This is a genomic window from Arthrobacter sp. BK1 (assembly GCF_056680055.1).
This window is the reverse complement of record NZ_CM155263.1, coordinates 3600263-3615434: the sequence shown is the minus strand read 5'-3', so window position 1 is coordinate 3615434 and position 15172 is coordinate 3600263. Positions and strand designations below refer to the sequence as shown.

Below are 15172 nucleotides of genomic sequence, written 5' to 3'. Positions count from 1 at the left end.
ACCGTACCCGGCAGCTTAGCCCCAATGCGGCGGCTTGTTTTCCTTCAGCCACTCATCGTGATCGTTGTCCGGGCCATCGCCCCAGGCTTTGGGGTCATCTTCGGCAGCCTTGTTCGGCAGTATTCCTTCGGGGCGGGCCTGCGGCCGGTCCGTCGCAGATTCCTGCGCCGGGTCCGCCTCAGGTTCCTGCCCCTGATCCTGCCCATCGGCCTGACCGGTGTTCTGCGGGTTCACTACAACCGCCTCCTTGCTCTCCAGACGCGCGGCCCGGTCCTCATTCCTGTACCTGGCTGCCGGGCGTTCGTGGTCTTCGGCTCCAACCGCACCCACCGCGAGCGGGTCCACGTCCTCGTCGAAGAAACCAGCCGCAGAAGTCCGGCCGGGCAACAGTACGTTCTCAAGCCCCAAGTATCCTCCAATCCTGTCCGCGCAGGCGGACGGGTCGGTGAACACCTCGATGGTCCACAGCGGCATGTACCGCCATCCCAGCCGTTCCAGGAGCTGCGGGCGGAGGCGGCTCCGCTCCCGGACGCTCATGGTCCGGTAGACCTCCGTTCCATCAGATTCGATCGCCACCGGCCGCGGAACTTCTGCATCGTCCTGCCCCATGGTGCTCAGGGGGTCGGCCGCCGCCACCACGTCAATGACGCCGTCGTACTGGTGCCACACACGGGCACCCCGTGCACGCAGCCTGTCGCCCAGATCGGCAACCAGCGGATCTGCCCCGAGAGCCTGCTCGCTTGCCGCAGCCCTGGAGGCCGGCGTCCCGAGATCGGTCTTCCCGGCAATCTCGCGGTTCAGGAGTTCGTAGAAGTCAACGGCTCCGTGCGAGAGGCGGGTATGGTCCAGGTCTTCCGGCTGGAAGCATGTCAGCACGTGCAGGGAACGCCGTGCCCGGGTCATGGCCAAGGCAAATTTTTCCCTGCCACCCTCGGCGGAGAGCGGTCCAAAGTTGTGCAGGGCACGGCCGTGCGGGGTGCGGCCGAAGCCGGGGGAAAAGATGACGTGGTCGCGGACCAGGCCCTGCGCCCGTTCAAGGTCAACCACACGGAACGATTCCGGTCCTGCGCTGAAGAAACTGGCCAGGCCCGGGTGGTTCGGCAGCTGAAGCCGGATGGCCTCACCGATCCGGGCAGCGTGCCGCAGGCTGGCCGTGACCACAGCCAGCGAGGTGCGCGAACGCATCCGCGCGTGCTCAAAGACCAGCTGCACCACCTTGTTGACTTCTGCAACAACGGATTCGACGCCTTCATGATCCGCGCTCGGCAGGCCCGTCCCGTCAGGCAGGTACTCCACCAGCAGTGCGCGGTCCAGCCCCGTGGCCGCCTGGCCCTCCGGGAGCCGGCGGAGGCCGCCGTCGTAATGGTTCTTACTGAGCTGCAGGACCAGGTCCTCGTCCACGGCCCGGTAGACAAAGTTGAGCCGCCAGACAGGCAGCACGGAAGCAAGTGCAGAGAACGCGCTCTCGACGCGCTGGTGGGCCGATTCGCCGGCCGCGAGGCGCTCCACGCCCACGGTGAAGGTCCGGGGGCTGGCAATCTTGGCGTCACCGAAGGCGATGACCTGTTTTGCCCGGGCGATGGAGGGCAGGACAGCCTGCAGGGACGTCGCCTCGGCATCCAGGATGACCACTGCATCGAAACGCTGTTCCGCCGGCAGAAGCCCTGTCATGAGGTAGGGGCTCACGGACCATACCGGGACCAGCTTGGGGACCAGTTCCGGGGCCTGCGCAGTCAACGCGGCGAGCGTCACCCTGCCGTCCTTGAGCAGGCTCCGCAGCAACTGGGCCTGACGCGGGTGTTCGGCCAGTGCGGCCTGCCACCGCCCGGCGAGGTCCCAGCGAAGGCGCGCGGCGCCGCTGGCAATGTGGGCGTTGTCCGCAAGGCGGTATTCGGCTTCAAGCTGCCGGAGGGCGTCGCCGTCGGACATGGCAAGGTAGTCGTCGCCACTGATCATGGCTTCCAGGGCGGACTGCCACCAGGCAAGTTCCAGCTCAGCGGCCACACACTCGGCGTGAACTTCACGGTCGGCAAGATCGGCGAGAAGCTCGCCCAGCCCGTGCTCGCGCATGTTCTCGACCAGAAGCGTGCGCTCGGGAAGGGTTTTGAGCGTCTGGGTGTCCGCCACCAGCCGTTCAAGGCGTTCCATCAGGTCCTCATAGCGGGCCGTGGCCAGCGAACCGCCGGCTTCGGTATGCCGCAGCGCGTCACCCAGCTGGCTCAGCTCACGGTCCAGCGAGCGGTACATGACGTTCATTTCGGCAAGCCCCGAAGGAACTGCCGGGTGGCGCTGGGAGGTGGCGTAGCCGGACCAGAGGGCGCGCTGCTCCTGGACCAGCACAAGGGAGCTGTGGAGGTCGGCAATGTGCACACCCGGGCGGACATACTCCTTGGCCACCCGGCGCAGCCGGGAACGCTGCATGGAGGCCATGTCGATGTTCCGCTCACGCCGCCACGCGGAAGATGCCGTAGCCGAAATGAGGTCGTGGACAGGCCTGTCGAAGATGTCCGGCGTGAACTTGTCCAGGCTTTCCCGGACGGCCATCAGGAGTTCAAGCTGCTCGCCCCACTCGGCAAAGGAGGTTCCCAGCCGGATCTCCGCGTGTTCGGCCACGCTGTTCATCTTCTCGCGCAGTGCAGGCAGGTTCTTCGCGACAGAGCGGGCGAGTTCCTGGGCCTCCTCGGTCTCCTTTCGGGTGAGGAGCCTTGCCCCGTGCCACGGGCTGGTGGTGGAGGCCCGGCTGAAGCTGCCAAGCTCGGCGGCCCGCTTAAGCCGGCCCGCGAGTTCATTCCGGTCACGGATGCTGTCGAGGACACTCCGCTTGAGCCGCACCGTGGTGGCGGGGGAAGGGTGGATGGAGGTCAGCTCAGCCAGTGACTGCATGGCCTGGTACGGCGAGCATCCCCAGCGCTGCCGGACGTTGTGGAGCGAAGCCACGTGGTCCATAAGGGCGTGGCGGTGCTCTGTGAGGGTCTTGTGGAGGTTCCCCAAGTGCGGTTCGAGGGATTTCTCGTTCCGGACGATGGCCCGCACCAGCTGGGCCTTGAGCTGCTGGGGTGTGGCTGTGCCGGACAGCTGGAACAGGATGGATTCCAGGCCGAGGGATTCCAACTGGGCTGAAACTTCGTTCAGGCTGGCGCGGCGGTCACCGACCACCAGCACCGACCTTCCGGCGTCAACGAGGGCACCGATGGTGTTGATGGCGGTCTGCGTCTGCCCCGTGCCCGGAGGGCTGCTGACCACCAGCGACTCACCGGCACTCGCGGCATCAAGGACGTACTGCTGGTCCGGGTCGGCGTCGAGCAGGAGGAGTTCATCGGCCGGGTGGCGCTTATCCACGCCCGGGAACCGGGAAGGGTCCGGCTCTTCCACGTCAAAGACTTCCCCGTTGCCGCTCCTGGCCAGTGCGGCCACCAGCGGGTTGGACTCGTTGATCCAGGGGTCATCGAGGTTGCCGGACAGATCGGCGAAGGTCGAGACCAGCAGGTTGTGCTGCGCTTCGGCGCCATGGATGGGCCTGATAAGGGTGGCGAGCCGGTCCAGGACGGGCTGCGGGTCGAAGCGGGCGGTGCTGTATGCGAGGCGGGTGACGGCGTTGACGTCGAAGACGATGCCGTGCACGTTTTTCAGGTGGCGGACCAGGGCAGGGTTGATGTGGGCCTGCTCGGTGAGCTGCAGTTCGTAGTCGTCTTCGCCCGGGCGGACAGTCAGCGAGATCGCGGTGAGCATGACCGGGGAGGAAACACGCTGGGGTTTGCCGCCCACCGCCGAGGTCCACACCACGGTGCCGGCGGAGAGATACCCGGCATCAATGCCACGGTCATTGGAGAGTTCGAAAATTTTGGAGCGGATGTTCCGGGATGCCCGGGCAGCCACCACGTACTGCTGATGGTCGCGGATCAGGGTGGACAGCCGTGTGCGGCGGCCGGCCATCAACTGGGCCAGGCCCGACGGGTGGGCGTGGGTCAGGTCGATGGAGCCTTCGGGGGTTTTGGTGAATCGAAGCATGGTGTCTGCCCCGGTGACGGGCTTGAGCCCGGACAGCCACTTTCCAAATTCCTCAGAACCCTCCGGGTGGCCTTGACCAACTGACACTACTGCCTTCTTTTCTGCGTTTGCACGTGACGCCCTGGACCATACCGGCATGCTTTCGAGAGTAGCCGCAAAGATGCCGGGATCAGCGACCGCAACACTGGTGGGTGCCAAATTAGGGGGATTCTCTCAGGATAAAAAGAAGTGGCCGGTCTCCGCTGACGGAGACCGGCCACTTACAGTGCTATTCCCACTCGATGGTGCCCGGCGGCTTGCTGGTCACGTCCAGCACTACCCGGTTGACGCCGTCCACCTCGTTGGTGATGCGGTTGGAAATGCGGGCCAGCAGGTCATAGGGAAGCCGGGACCAGTCCGCTGTCATGGCGTCTTCGGAGGAGACGGGACGGAGCACGATCGGGTGCCCGTACGTACGTCCGTCGCCCTGGACACCCACACTGCGGACATCGGCCAGCAGGACCACCGGCATCTGCCAAACCTCGTTGTCCAGCCCGGCCGCCGTCAGTTCGGCGCGCGCAATGGCGTCCGCCTTCCGGAGCAGGTCAAGGCGTTCCTGGGTGATGTCGCCAACGATCCGGATTCCGAGGCCGGGGCCGGGGAACGGCTGGCGGCCAACGATTTCCTGGGGCAGGCCCAGCTGCGCGCCGACTGCACGCACCTCGTCTTTGAACAGTGCCCGCAGCGGTTCCACGAGTTCGAATTGCAGATCTTCCGGCAGGCCGCCCACGTTGTGGTGGCTCTTGATGTTCGCGGCACCTTCGCCGCCGCCGGATTCCACGACGTCCGGGTACAGGGTGCCCTGGACCAGGAACTTGATCTTTTCGCCGTGGGCCGCGGCCTCGGCGATGATGGCCAGCTCAGCCTCTTCGAACGCGCGGATGAACTCGCGGCCGATGATCTTGCGCTTGGTTTCGGGATCGCTGACGCCAGCCAGCGCGGACAGGAAGCGCTCCTGCTCGTTGGCCACGTATAGCTTGACGCCGGTGGCTGCAACGAAGTCGCGTTCCACCTGCTCGGCTTCGCCTTCGCGGAGCAGTCCGTGGTCAACGAACACACAGGTCAGCTGGTCACCGACTGCGCGCTGGACCAAAGCCGCGGCGACAGCGGAGTCAACGCCGCCGGAGAGGCCGCAGATAACCCGGGCATCGCCGATCTGCTTGCGGATCCGGTCCACCTGCTCCTCGAGGATGTTCCCCGTGGTCCAGTTGGGCTCCAGCTTGGCGCCCTTGAACAGGAAGTTCTCGAGAACCTGCTGGCCGTAGGCGGAGTGCTTGACCTCGGGGTGCCATTGGACGCCGTAGAGGGACTTCTCTTCGTTGGCGAAAGCGGCAACTTCAGCCCCGGCGGTGGTGGCGAGCACCTCGAAGCCTTCGGGGGCCTCGTGCACCGAGTCGCCGTGGCTCATCCAGGTGTTCTGCGCCTGCGGCATACCTTCGAGCACCGAGCGGCCTTCGCCGAGGATGGTGGTCTGGGTGGAGCCGTACTCGCGCAGGCCGGTCTTATCGACCTTCCCGCCCAATGCGTTGGCCATTGCCTGGAAGCCGTAGCAGATGCCGAAGACCGGGATGCCGGCTTCGAAGAGGTCGGCGCCGACGGAGGGCGCACCGTCCGCGTAGACGCTGGCCGGGCCGCCGGACAGGATGATGGCAGCGGGGTTCTTGGCCAGGAGTTGCTCGGTGGAGTAGGTATGCGGAACCACTTCCGAATACACATTCGCTTCCCGGACGCGGCGGGCAATCAGCTGCGCGTACTGGGCACCGTAGTCAACAACCAGCACCGGCTTCTGGGAAGTCTGGGATGCAGTGGGAGTAGTCACCGTACTAGCCTACTTGGCGCCGTCCCGGGGCCGCACATTTGGGGCCGTCCGTGTGACGGAGCAGACTCGGTTTTCTTCAGTACCGCTGGGCTGCCTGCGGGTTGGCGGCCAGTTCAGCTTCCACCTCGGCGTGGAACTTCTTTTCCACGATGAAGGACAGGAAGGGGACCACGCCGCCCAGTGCCAGCAGGATGAGCTTCAGGAACGGCCACCGCATGAGCGTCCACAGCCGGAAGTTGGAGATCAGGTACACCACGTACATCCAGCCGTGCACAATCAGCACGCCCACGGAGATGTTGGCGCCGCCGATCACGCCCTGCGGTTCGGCGTCGGCGAACCCCAGGCCGAACGGCTGGCCGGTGACGGCGTTGGTACCGCCGACAAACAGGTACTGGCCAAAGCCATACCGGGCCACCAGCTCCGCACACAGGAGCAGCAGCATGCCGCCGGTGAGGTAGGCCAGGACCTTGTAGAACTTCAGGGCCGAGCGGATCTGCGGCTCTGTTCCGCCGAAGCGGCGCTTCTTGGTCTTTCCCTGCGCAGTCCCCTGCTGGATGGCCGGTTTAGGTTCAATCATGGCGTTACCTTTTGTTGGTGCGGTTCAGGAGCAGCGGGGTTGGGCGCCGCCTGGTGGTGGGCTTCGTCGTCGAGTTCCTCTTCGAGGTCCCGCCGGTAGTCGTCCTTGACCAGCCGCCACCAGATGAACAGCGCGAAGCCGGCGAAGACCACCCATTCCAGTGAGTAGAAGAGGTTGAGCCAGTTGACCTTCTCGGCGGGAGGCTGGGGACCGATTTCCAGCGGCAACAGGGCCCCGGGGACCGCGGCCGCGCTGACGTCCGTGCCGTCAGCCACTTCGGCGGTGGCGGCTACAAAGCCCGGGTAGCTGCTGACATCCCAGTAGTTGATGAGTTCGGCAACGGATACTGCGGAAGCACGCCCGGGCCCAGGTGCCGTGGCCGGCAGCGGTGATTCTGACGGCAGCAGCCGTCCGGTAAGTTTCACGGCGCCCGACGGCGGTGCGCCGGCGTCGTCGGGATCGGCAACCCAGCCGCGGGCCACGGGGATCCAGGTCTGTGCGGTGGCGGCTGAGCCGCTGAGCGCAGGCGCACCGGTCACGGCAAAAGCGGAAACCACCCAGTAGCCGCTCTGGCCGTTCTTCAGCCGGTCCGGAACCAGAACCTGTTTGGCGGGATCGTAGGATCCGTCGGCGGTGACCATCTGATCAGCCACCGAACCGGGGAAGAAATCGCCCGGCTGAAGTGTGGCGGTGAGTGCCTTCACCTGTTCGGTGGCAGGGTTATCCGGGACTTCGGGAGTGGTGGACCGCCCGAACTGCCACTGGCTGAGCAGGACGAACACCCCGGAGATGAGGATCGCGAAGACCAGGCCTGCGATCCATCGGGGCTTAAGGGCTGTTTTCCACACGTCTTAACCGTACTTCGTTCCGCTGTAGAACAACTAAACGCAGCGTTCGCTGCGCAGAGTGGGGCAAGAGGGTCCCTGCGTGGCGACGGAGTCGACACGAAAGGGCCTGCCCCAATCTCAGTGGTCGAAGAACACCAGGCTGGAGTTGATGAGCTCGGCAATGACTTCGGCATCGTAGGCCCGCCGCAGCGACTCCCGGAAGGACTCCTTGGACAGCGAGCGCGCCAGCGTGGCGAGGACTTCCAAATGGTCTGAGAACGAGCTCGCCGGGGTGGCGATCAGCAGGATCACCGTGGCGGGCCCGTCGGCGGCACCGAAATCCAGGGCGTGCCCATACTTGGTGATCCCCACGGCGATGGATGTCCGCGAGACGAATTCACTGCGCGCGTGGGGCAGGCCGATGCCTCCCGGGAGGCCGGTGGCAAGCTGGTGCTCACGTGCGTTGACATGCGCCAGGAAGCCGGGCAGGTCCGTGACGCGGCCGGCTGCGAAGAGACGTTCCGCGAGCTGCGTTGCAGCGTCCGCCTTGTCCGATGCCTCCAACTCGAGGATCACCATCTCGGGGGTGGTGAGATCGGCATCGTACCGGTCAAGTGGTTCCGCCAAGGCGAGTCCCTTCAGTCAGGAGAGAAGTGCTGATGCGCGCAGCCCTTCAGCGCAGGGGAACGATGTCGTCGACGCCGAGACGCGCGGCGTCAGCTGATTCGTCGTCCGGCTGCTGCTGGCTGAGCCGTTCGGCTTCAACGCGTGCAATGTAGTGGTTTATCTCGCGTTCGCGCTGTTCGTCGCTCCAGCCAAGAACTTCACCCATCAGTTTAGCGACCACAGGCACCGCCGTGACACCGCGGTCCCAGGACTCGATGGAGATGCGGGTCCTGCGCGTCAGCACGTCATTGACATGCCGGGCGCCCTCGTGGGTCGCGGCGTAGACAGCCTCTGCCTGCAGGTAGTCGTCGGCGCCGGGCAGCGGCTCTGCCAGGGCGGGATCGCGGGCGATGAGGTCCAGCACCTCCGGCGTCATGGAACCGTACCGGTTGAGCAGGTGCTCGATCCGGGCCACGTGGACTCCGGACTCTTCGGCGGTCCGGTTCCTGCGGTTCCAGGCGGCCTTGAAGCCGCTGGCCCCCAGCAGCGGGATGGTTTCCGTGCAGCTCGGCGGGACACGCTCATCCATGGTGCGGGTGGCCTCGTCAACGGCGTCCTTGGCCATGACCCGGTAGGTGGTCCACTTGCCGCCGGCCACCACCACCAGGCCCGGTACGGGGTGGGCCACGATGTGTTCGCGGGAAAGCTTGGCGGTGGAGTCGTTCTCACCGGCCAGCAGCGGACGCAGGCCTGCGTAGACGCCTTCAACGTCCTCCCTGGTCAGCGGGCGCTTGAGGACCTGGTTGACGTGGTCAAGGATGTAGTCGATGTCCTTGCTGGACGCCGCCGGGTGCGCCTTGTCCAGGCTCCAGTCGGTGTCGGTGGTGCCAATGATCCAGTGCCGCCCCCACGGGATGACAAACAGCACAGATTTCTCGGTGCGGAGGATCAGCCCCACTGTTGACTGGAAACGGTCGCGGGGCACCACGAGGTGGATGCCCTTGGACGCCCTGACCTTCAGCTGGCCACGGTCGGTGACCATGGCCTGGGTTTCATCCGTCCACACCCCGGTGGCGTTGATGACCTGCTTGGCCCTGATATTGAACTGCGAGCCGTCCTCATGGTTGACCACCTTGGCCCCGACCACGCGTTCACCTTCACGGAGGAAACTCACCACTGCCATCTGGTTGACCGCATGGGCGCCGTAGTGGGCCGCTGTCCGGATCAGGTTGGCCACGTACTTGGCGTCGTCCACCTGGCCGTCGTAATACCGGATGGAGCCCACGAAGGCATCCTTTTTCAGGCTGGGGGCAGCCCTGAGCGTGCCCCGCCGGCTGAGGTGTTTGTGGAACGGCACACCCCGGCTGTGGCCGCCTGAGATCGACAGCAGGTCATAGAGCGCGATGCCGGCCCCTACGTAGGGCCGCTCAAGGAAGGGTTTGGTGAGCGGATACAGGAACGGCACGGGACGGGCCAGGTGCGGGGCGAGTTCGGACAGCAGCAGTCCGCGCTCGTGCAGCGCCTCCTTGACCAGCCCAAAATCCAGCATCTCAAGGTAGCGGAGCCCGCCGTGGATCAGTTTGGAAGACCGGGACGAGGTCCCCGCCGCCCAGTCGCTTGCCTCCACGATTCCCACGCTGAGGCCGCGTGTCACAGCATCCAGGGCCGCTCCGGTGCCGACAATTCCGCCGCCCACGATGAGGATGTCCAGTTCCTTGCCAGGCAGGGCGGTTGCCTTGAGCCGGGCAATGGATGCTTCCCGTGCCTCGGGGCCGAGGGCCCCGCGCTGGTTTGGAACACTGCTCATCGAACGCCTCCGTTGCCGCTGCTACCGGTCGTAAACCACCCTACTTCGTTGCCGCATGGTTGGGCATGCGGCTGCGCCAGGCGTGGAGTGTCAGTTACCCGAGTACGGCGAAACCACGACGTCCACGCGCTGGAACTCCTTGAGGTCCGAGTAACCGGTGGTGGCCATCGACCGGCGCAGGGCACCGATCAGGTTTGAGGTGCCGTTGGTGTGGTGGCCCGGTCCGAACAGAACCTCTTCGAGCGGCCCCACCGTGCCCACATTGGCGCGGTCCCCGCGCGGCAGTTCCAGGTGGTGGGCCTCCTGGCCCCAGTGCCAGCCCTTGCCCGGAGCCTCTTCCGCCCTGGCGAGGGCACTGCCCAGCATCACGGCGTCGGCGCCCATGGCGATTGCCTTGACGATGTCGCCGGAGCTTCCCATGCCGCCGTCGGCAATCACATGGACGTAGCGCCCGCCGGATTCATCCATGTAGTCGCGGCGGGCGGCCGCGACGTCGGAGATGGCGGAGGCCATGGGCGAGTGGATTCCCAGGGCCCGCCGCGTGGTGGTGGTGGCTCCGCCGCCGAACCCGACCAGGACGCCGGCGGCGCCGGTCCGCATCAGGTGCAGCGCCGGGGTGTAGCCTGCCGCGCCGCCCACAATGACGGGCACGTCCAGTTCGTAGATGAACTGCTTGAGGTTCAGCGGTTCGTGGTCCTTCGAGACGTGCTCGGCAGAGACAGTCGTGCCGCGGATAACAAAGATGTCGACGCCGGCGGCCACCACGGTCTTGTAGTGTTCCTGGGTGCGTTGGGGCGTCAGCGACCCCGCAACGGTGACGCCGGCGGCCCGGATTTCAGCCAGCCGCGAGGTGATGAGTTCCGGCTGGATGGGGGCGCGGTAGAGCTCCTGCATGCGGCCGGTCACGGCCGGGCTGTTGGTCTCATCCTCAAGGGCGCCGATTTCGTCCAGGACGGGCTGCGGGTTTTCGTAGCGGGTCCAGAGGCCCTCAAGGTCCAGCACGCCAAGTCCGCCGAGCCGGCCCAGGGCGATGGCCGTTTCCGGGGACATGGCCGAGTCCATCGGGGCGGCGATCACCGGCATGTCGAACTTATAGGCGTCGATCTGCCATGAGACAGACACGTCCTTGGGGTCGCGGGTGCGACGGTTGGGGACAATCGCAATGTCATCCAGGGAGTAGGCACGACGCCCACGCTTGCCACGGCCGATCTCGATCTCGTAAGTCACTGCTCTAGGTTATCCCAGCGGCGCCGCTCCCCCGGGACCCGGCGGCATAGACTGGGCCCACGCCAGCGGGGTTCCCTGGCCGAACTGCAAGGTGAGGGTGCTGGTGGGGATGGGCAAACGCTGGATCTTCGACGGGCACATCGCCGGCATCGGCACCGCCACGGGACTGCGGGCGGTCGTGGGGCTCTGGCAGCAGTCCCCTTTCGGGGCCTTTGCCGACGTCATGGTCCAGCACCCCTCAGGGCACCGTGTGCTGCTCGCCCCCACACGGGAAGTGGCCGGCTTTATCTCCTTCACGTACAGCTTTGACGAAGTCATGGTGGTGGAGGTGGGCGCACGCCTGGCGGATGGGCAGTTAAAGGTCGACGCCGGCCCGCTGGGGCTGCGGGCCGGAATGGGACGCAGGACCCTCCTTGGCACCGCGTTACGGGCAGTACCGCGGCCCCTCGCCGTGCATCCGGCATGGTTGCGGGCGATCAGTCCTGCCGCGGCAGTGCTCAGCCCGGGCGCCCGGACCTCGGGAACTGCCGGCAGCGGCAGGCGTGAGTTTTACGGGGTCAGCGATCTGCACCACATCAGCTCCGCCGTCGTGAGCTGGGACTGCGTGGACGCCGGGGCGCTGGCTCCCGTCCGGCCCGGTGTGACATTCGGGTTCAGCAGCGTCCCGCCGCGGCCCAGCCTTGCCCGGGTCCGCACCACCGTGGTGGAACCAGTTTCAGACCCCTTCTGACTCCTCAACACTCAACTGGGATTCGAACATCCTGAAGTAGCGGCCCCGCATGGCCACCAGTTCCTTGTGGGTGCCCTCCTCCACGATCCGGCCGTCCTCGAGCATGTAGACGATGTCGGCCTTTTCGATGGTGGCGAGCCGGTGGCTGATGGCGATGATAGTGCTGCCGCGGTCGGCGAACAGCCGGGTGAAAATGCGGTGCTCGGCGAGCGCGTCGATGGCCGAGGTTGGCTCGTCCATCACCATGAATTCGGCGTTCCGGTAGAAGTTCCGTGCCATGGCGAGCCGCTGCCACTGCCCGCCGGAGAGTCCGCTGCCCTTCCGTCCGCGCGGATCCTCCATCCAGTTGCTGACGTGGTTGTCCAGGCCGTTGGGCAGCTTGTTGATGAACTCAAGGGCCTCGGCGTCTGCCGCCGCCCGCCGGATCCGGTCATCGTCCCGGGGCGAATCGACGTCGCCGAAGCGGATGTTGTCCGCAGCTGTAGCAAACTCGTACTTCAGGAACTCCTGGCTCAGCACGGCCAGATGGCGGTGCCACGAGGTGACATCGACGGCGGCGAGATCGACGCCGTCGAGCATTACCTGCCCGGAGTCCGGGGCGTACAGCCCGGCCAGGATCCTGATCAGGGTTGACTTTCCGGCGCCGTTCTCCCCCACGATGGCAATGTGCTGGCCCTCCCGGATGGTCATGCTGATGCCGCGGATCACTTCCAGATCGCTGCCGGTGTAGGTGAAACGGATGTCCCGGAGCTCGACGGTCTTAGGTGCCTGCAGCAGCGGCGGGGCATGGCTGGAGTGGACCGGCAACGCCATGAACACCTCGTAGTCCTTGAGGTTCGCCAGGTCCTCGTCGATCGAGCTCAACGACGACACCAGGTTGTTGGCCGTGGACAGGGCGCGGCTGACGATCTGCTGGACGTAAAGGAACTGGCCCACCGGCTGGGCGCGGGCGATGATCTGCCCCACCACCCAGATCAGCGACACCACTTCGGCGCCATACTGCAGGGCGTCGGCGGCCAACTGCTTGGGGATGTAGCGTTTCTGGAAGTCCAGGCGCCGGCGTTCGTCAGCATCCCGCAGCCGGGACCTGAAGTCCATCAGGTAGCCCACAATCCCGTACAGGCGCATCTCGGCGATGTGCTGCGGGCGAAGCAGGTTCGTTTCGATCATCCGGCGCTGGCGCCTCGAATCCACCTGCGTGTTCCAGTGGGCGATCTGTTCGCGCGAGAGCTTGAACTGCAGGTAGACGCTGGGCACAATCGCGATGAGCACAATCACCGCGATCCACCAGCTGACCAGCAGCAGGGCACCGATCGCCAGGATCACCGAGACCAGCTGGGTGAAGATCGCGGCGATGCGGTCCAGCACCCTGGCGTAGGAATCGGAGAACCGCTTGGCGCGGTCGTACAGGTCCACGGTCTCTTTGTCGTCGTAGCGCCAGAACTCCAGAGCCAGGAAGCGCTCGTACATCTGGTCGCCCACGATGGCGCCCACCTTGAAGCTCATCAGCTGCTGGATGTAGCGGTCCACGCTGCTGAAGGCACCCCAGAACAGGCCCAGGGCAGCGGTGATGATGACGTAGACAATGGCCTGCTGGCCTGCGGCGGCATCCCCTGAGTACGCGGCAGCCAGTGCCGTGGTGGTGAGTGCCGCGAAGTACGTGGTCACCAGCGGCAGCATGGCCGAGATCAGCGACCCCGCAACCTTCATCACGACGGCGGCCGGAGAGGCCCGGAAGCTGACGCGCAGCACCTGTGCCACGGCCCGGGCATAGGGCCTCAGGGCCAAACGCCGGCGCGCATCCCTCTTGGGGTTCAGTTCGGCAGGGTGGCGGGGTTCGGACATGGATTCAGCCTAGTCTGGCGGGCAGAAGCAAACAGGCCGCGGAAATGTTCCCCGCGGCCTATACCGGTGGTGGGCCCACGGCGCCCGGGTTCCCTGGCCGCAGCGAAGCAAGGTCAGGGAGGCGCTGGGGACTAGCGTGAACCGTAGTTCGGGGCCTCCACCGTCATCTGGATATCGTGCGGGTGGGATTCCTTGAGCCCGGCCGGGGTGATACGGACGAACTTGCCGCGGGCCTTGAGCTCCGGGATGGTGGGCGCACCGGTGTAGAACATGGTCTGGCGGAGGCCGCCCACCAGCTGGTAAGCAACGGAGGCGAGCGGGCCGCGGTAGGCCACGCGGCCTTCGATGCCCTCGGGGATGAGCTTGTCATCACCGGACACGTCAGCCTGGAAGTAGCGGTCCTTGGAGTAGGACGTGTTCTTGCCGCGGGACTGCATAGCGCCGAGTGAGCCCATGCCGCGGTAGCTCTTGAACTGCTTGCCGTTCACGAAGATCAGCTCGCCCGGCGATTCGTCACAGCCTGCCAGCAGCGAACCGAGCATCACGGTGTCGGCGCCGGCAACCAGCGCCTTGCCGATATCCCCGGAGTACTGGAGGCCGCCGTCGGCGATCAGCGGAACACCGGCCGGGATGGCGGCCTTGGCGGACTCGTAGATGGCGGTGATCTGCGGAACACCCACGCCTGCCACCACGCGGGTGGTGCAGATGGAGCCCGGGCCAACGCCCACCTTGATGCCGTCGGCGCCGGCGTCAATCAATGCCTGCGCGCCCTCGCGGGTGGCAGCCTGGCCGCCGATGATGTCCACATGCGCTGCCCGCGGATCCGACTTCAGGCGGCGGATCATGTCCAGCACACCCTGGGAGTGGCCGTTGGCGGTGTCGACGAACAGGGCGTCGACACCGGCGTCGATCAGGGCCATGGCGCGTTCCCAGCCGTCACCGAAGAACCCGATGGCTGCGCCCACGCGGAGCCTGCCTTCGTCATCCTTGGTGGCCAGCGGGTACTGCTCGGCCTTGGTGAAGTCCTTGGTGGTGATCAGGCCCTTGAGCCGGCCCTGCTCGTCAACGAGCGGCAACTTTTCGATCTTGTTCGTAGCCAGCTTGTGGCTGGCTTCCTCACGGCTGATGCCGACGTGGCCGGTGACCAGCGGCATCTTGGTCATCACGTCGCTGACCAGCCGCAGCGGGAAGTCGGCCTCCGGGACAAAGCGGGTGTCCCTGTTGGTGACGATGCCCAGGAGACGCATGCCTTCATCCACGACGGGAAGGCCGGAGACGCGGTACTGCGAACAGATCTCGTCCAGTTCCGCCAGGGTGGCCTCGGGGCCGATGGTCAGCGGGTTGGTAATCATGCCGGACTCACTGCGCTTGACCCGGTCCACCTGGTCTGCCTGGTCCTGGATGGACAGGTTGCGGTGGATGACGCCCAGTCCGCCCTGGCGTGCCATGGCGATGGCCATCCGCGATTCGGTGACAGTGTCCATAGCCGCGGAAAGCAGCGGGGTGTGGACCGTGATCCGCTTGGAGATCCGCGAGGACGTGTCGGCGTCGGACGGGATAACGTCTGTGTGTCCCGGGAGAAGCAGGACGTCGTCGTAGGTCAGGCCGATGAAGCCGAAAGGATTGTGCTCGGGCTGGGTCATGAGTGCGCCTCTTACCTTGGTTACTGGTCACGGGTAGGGGTTGC

Annotated in this window: 10 protein-coding genes; 1 reads left to right on the top strand and 9 read right to left on the bottom strand. The window is 65.9% G+C overall.

Features of this window, described 5'->3' with window-relative positions:
* Positions 1-15: 15 nt before the first annotated feature.
* The 7 genes from AC1MCA_RS16545 to AC1MCA_RS16515 all read right to left on the bottom strand — a co-directional run bounded on the left by AC1MCA_RS16545 (position 16) and on the right by AC1MCA_RS16515 (position 10910).
* Positions 16-4146 (bottom strand): AAA family ATPase, encoded by a 4131-nt coding sequence (locus AC1MCA_RS16545; RefSeq protein ID WP_479799276.1) that lies wholly within the window; start codon positions 4144-4146, stop codon positions 16-18.
* 130 nt (positions 4147-4276) lie between these two features.
* Entirely contained in the window at positions 4277-5866 is a 1590-nt protein-coding gene (gene guaA, locus AC1MCA_RS16540) for a glutamine-hydrolyzing GMP synthase (RefSeq protein ID WP_479799273.1), read from the bottom strand.
* A gap of 76 nt (positions 5867-5942) precedes the next feature.
* On the bottom strand, positions 5943-6443 hold the full coding sequence (locus AC1MCA_RS16535; protein ID WP_479799268.1) for a DUF3817 domain-containing protein: 501 nt from the start codon (positions 6441-6443) through the stop codon (positions 5943-5945).
* Positions 6440-7291: an SURF1 family protein gene (locus AC1MCA_RS16530; protein WP_479799264.1), complete on the bottom strand. Its 852-nt coding sequence runs from the start codon at positions 7289-7291 to the stop codon at positions 6440-6442. The genes AC1MCA_RS16535 and AC1MCA_RS16530 overlap by 4 nt, the downstream gene beginning before the upstream one ends.
* Before the next feature lie 117 nt (positions 7292-7408).
* Positions 7409-7897 carry a PTS sugar transporter subunit IIA gene (locus tag AC1MCA_RS16525; RefSeq protein ID WP_479799260.1) on the bottom strand — a complete coding sequence of 163 codons (489 nt, stop codon included), beginning with the start codon at positions 7895-7897 and terminating at the stop codon, positions 7409-7411.
* 46 nt (positions 7898-7943) lie between these two features.
* Positions 7944-9683 (bottom strand): glycerol-3-phosphate dehydrogenase/oxidase, encoded by a 1740-nt coding sequence (locus AC1MCA_RS16520; protein ID WP_479799255.1) that lies wholly within the window; start codon positions 9681-9683, stop codon positions 7944-7946.
* 90 nt (positions 9684-9773) lie between these two features.
* Positions 9774-10910: a GuaB3 family IMP dehydrogenase-related protein gene (locus AC1MCA_RS16515; RefSeq protein WP_479799252.1), complete on the bottom strand. Its 1137-nt coding sequence runs from the start codon at positions 10908-10910 to the stop codon at positions 9774-9776.
* A gap of 109 nt (positions 10911-11019) precedes the next feature.
* Here AC1MCA_RS16515 and AC1MCA_RS16510 point away from each other — a divergent pair, with 109 nt between their 5' ends.
* Positions 11020-11640 (top strand): hypothetical protein, encoded by a 621-nt coding sequence (locus tag AC1MCA_RS16510; RefSeq protein ID WP_479803437.1) that lies wholly within the window; start codon positions 11020-11022, stop codon positions 11638-11640.
* On the opposite strand, the gene AC1MCA_RS16505 is transcribed toward AC1MCA_RS16510, so the two are convergent.
* Both AC1MCA_RS16505 and guaB read right to left on the bottom strand, forming a co-directional pair.
* The gene (locus AC1MCA_RS16505; protein WP_479799249.1) at positions 11626-13485 is read right to left on the bottom strand and encodes an ABC transporter ATP-binding protein; all 1860 of its coding nucleotides are present in this window, start codon (positions 13483-13485) and stop codon (positions 11626-11628) included. The genes AC1MCA_RS16510 and AC1MCA_RS16505 overlap by 15 nt on opposite strands.
* A gap of 131 nt (positions 13486-13616) precedes the next feature.
* Positions 13617-15128 (bottom strand): IMP dehydrogenase, encoded by a 1512-nt coding sequence (gene guaB, locus AC1MCA_RS16500; RefSeq protein ID WP_439434662.1) that lies wholly within the window; start codon positions 15126-15128, stop codon positions 13617-13619.
* Positions 15129-15172 lie beyond the last annotated feature (44 nt).

Excerpts from the sequence above, each read along its gene's own strand:
- AC1MCA_RS16545 (WP_479799276.1), bottom strand. The coding sequence starts at position 4,146 with ATGCCGGTATGGTCCAGGGCGTCACGTGCAAACGCAGAAAAGAAGGCA.
- AC1MCA_RS16510 (WP_479803437.1), top strand. The coding sequence starts at position 11,020 with ATGGGCAAACGCTGGATCTTCGACGGGCACATCGCCGGCATCGGCACC.
- guaB (WP_439434662.1), bottom strand. The coding sequence starts at position 15,128 with ATGACCCAGCCCGAGCACAATCCTTTCGGCTTCATCGGCCTGACCTAC.
- AC1MCA_RS16520 (WP_479799255.1), bottom strand. The coding sequence starts at position 9,683 with ATGAGCAGTGTTCCAAACCAGCGCGGGGCCCTCGGCCCCGAGGCACGG.
- AC1MCA_RS16505 (WP_479799249.1), bottom strand. The coding sequence starts at position 13,485 with ATGTCCGAACCCCGCCACCCTGCCGAACTGAACCCCAAGAGGGATGCG.
- AC1MCA_RS16535 (WP_479799268.1), bottom strand. The coding sequence starts at position 6,443 with ATGATTGAACCTAAACCGGCCATCCAGCAGGGGACTGCGCAGGGAAAG.